The 2,369-nt window shown below is 43.4% G+C and carries 3 protein-coding genes; 1 reads left to right on the top strand and 2 read right to left on the bottom strand.

The window, feature by feature from the left end; all coding sequences use genetic code 11:
* A partial coding sequence (locus AC1MDJ_RS07590; RefSeq protein ID WP_479690317.1) for a tetratricopeptide repeat protein occupies window positions 1–1,090 on the top strand: 1,090 nt, incomplete at its 5' end.
* Window positions 1,091–1,095: 5 nt separating this feature from the next.
* Here AC1MDJ_RS07590 and AC1MDJ_RS07585 read toward each other — a convergent pair.
* Window positions 1,096–1,296: a hypothetical protein gene (locus tag AC1MDJ_RS07585; RefSeq protein WP_479690318.1), complete on the bottom strand. Its 201-nt coding sequence runs from the start codon at window positions 1,294–1,296 to the stop codon at window positions 1,096–1,098.
* Window positions 1,297–1,435: 139 nt separating this feature from the next.
* Entirely contained in the window at window positions 1,436–2,266 is an 831-nt protein-coding gene (locus AC1MDJ_RS07580) for a DsbA family protein (RefSeq protein ID WP_479690316.1), read from the bottom strand.
* Window positions 2,267–2,369: the final 103 nt, after the last annotated feature.

The following is a 2,369-nucleotide window of genomic DNA, read 5'->3' as shown; positions in this document are numbered from 1 at the left end:
CACAAAAGCTGCCGAACAGGGAGATGGATTAGCACAATATTGTTTGGGTGTCTTATACCATTATGGACATGGAGTAGAACAAGACTACAAGAAAGCCTTTGAATGCTACACAAAGGCTGCCGAGCAGGGGAATGCAGGCGCACAATATAGTTTAGGCTATCTTTATCAAAAAGGACAAGGAGTAGAACAAGATTACAAGCAAGCCTTTGAGTGGCACACAAAAGCTGCCGAGCAAGGGGAAGCAAGCGCACAATTTAATTTGGGTGTCTTATACGATTATGGACGGGGAGTAGAACAAGACTACAAGAAAGCCTTTGAGTGGTACACAAAAGCTGCCGAACAGGGAAATGCAGACGCACAACATAATTTGGGCTATCTTTATGAAAATGGACAGGGAGTAGAACAGGACTACAAGAAAGCCTTTGAATGCTACACAAAGGCTGCCGAACAGGGGGTAGCAAACGCACAATGTGGTTTAGGTGTCTTATACAATTATGGACAAGGGGTAGCGCAGGACTACAAGAAAGCCTTTGAGTGGTTTGTGAAAGCGGCAAAAGGAGGAGACGCACTGGCGCGACGCCACTTGAGAAATATGTATTTCAAGAGACAAGCGATAAAGAAGGACTACAAGGAAGACTTTGAAGGGGTAAAGCAGGACTACAAGAAAGCCTTTGAATGGTTCACAAAAGCTGCCGAGCAGGGGGTAGCATACGCACAATGTTATTTGGGTGACTCATACCAGTATGGATTTGGAGTAGAACAGGACTACAAGAAAGCCTTTGAATGGTTCACAAAAGCTGCCGAACAGGGGGTAGCAGACGCACAACATAATTTAGGTGTCTTATACCATTATGGACATGGAGTAGAACAAGACTACAAGAAAGCCTTTGAGTTGTTCGCAAAAGCGGCCGAACAGGGGGTAGCAATCGCACAATCTTGTTTGGGCTATCTTTATGAAAATGGATGGGGAGTAGAACAGAACTACAAGAAAGCCTTTGAATGCTACATAAAGGCTGCCGAGCAGGGGGATGAGGACGCTAAGAATACGCTAGTTGAAATGCGCGAAAAAGGGCTTATTGTCGGCAAGTGAAAGTCCTATTCAACTGACAAGGTTTGCAAGTTAGTTCTATATTTCCTATCCAGCCGAGTCTTTACGTCAGCTAGGCTGACAACTCTGCCTTCGCGAATATCCTGCAAGCCAGCGGCAAGCTGTTTATATAACTCTAGCTTATCGGTTATTTCGTTATAGCATTCAACGCTCATTACCGCTAAATCGCCCTTGCCGTTCTTTGTGATAAAGACTGGTTCGTTTTGCGTAAATCAACACTAGGTCTTATCTCTGGCATAGTAGCTCCTCCATATATCATAAATATATACTTAATTATGATATATAAAATGCTTTTTGTCTATACCTCAAGATTGCAACTGAATATAGTTATTTCATCCTCTTGAATGCCTCATCTATAGCCACCTCATCAAAGCCGTCTATACGAACACCATTTATGTATAGCACAGGGGTAGAGCGGATGTTCAGCATACGAGCATTGCTACGTCCCGCCTCTAGTTTCACGTCAACACCGGGGGAGTATAGTAGCTCCCGAAACTTAGCAGAATCGTCCGCTTGTTTAGAAAAGTAGCTGATTACTTGAGCATCAGTCATATCAAGTAGTTTATCATCAGAAAAGAGTTCATGAGCAAAGTTTTTGCCAACCAAAAGCCCTGCCTCAAATATACGGGCAAACAGTTCCGCTTTTTTGTGTATATTTAACGGCATGTGTGATATATAGACCACCACGTCATCGCTACCTCTAGCCTGTAGTTTTTTCTCTATATACTCATTTGCTTTGCGGCAGAAAGGACATTCAAAATCTGTTATCTTAACCACTACATTCTTCGCTCCATTAGTGCCAGCAAGTATTGATAGCTTAGAGGTGTCAAGGTATTCGGCGAGCAGTTGCTCGGTGGTGGCAGAGCGAGTGCGGACATCCATGAGGTCGTCAGTTATATAGTTACCGTTAAAGAGGACGAATTGGTCTTGTGTTACATTCATCTGCGGAACGGATATCGTCACCTGAAAAAGGTAGAAATCGCTATTCGGCACCTTTTTTAACCGCTTAACTTGCACGTCGGCATCAACGTTGCGCTCCCTCATCGTCTCCTGAATAAACTGCTTGAGGGCAACATCCATCCTGTCAGCTCCAGAGCAGGATATGCAAAGGGCTACGGAAAACAGAACTGTTAAGACTGTTAAAATGAGACGCTTCATCTGGCATACTCCATAAATTAAGTTAAAAAAATAACAGAGCGACCTTTCACAATCGCTCTATTAGGAAAAGCTATTTCACTTTTTCCTTGAATTCCTTACCAGC

The organism is Candidatus Termitispirillum reticulitermitis, from assembly GCF_054655775.1.
This window is presented reverse-complemented; position numbering and strand designations above follow the sequence as displayed.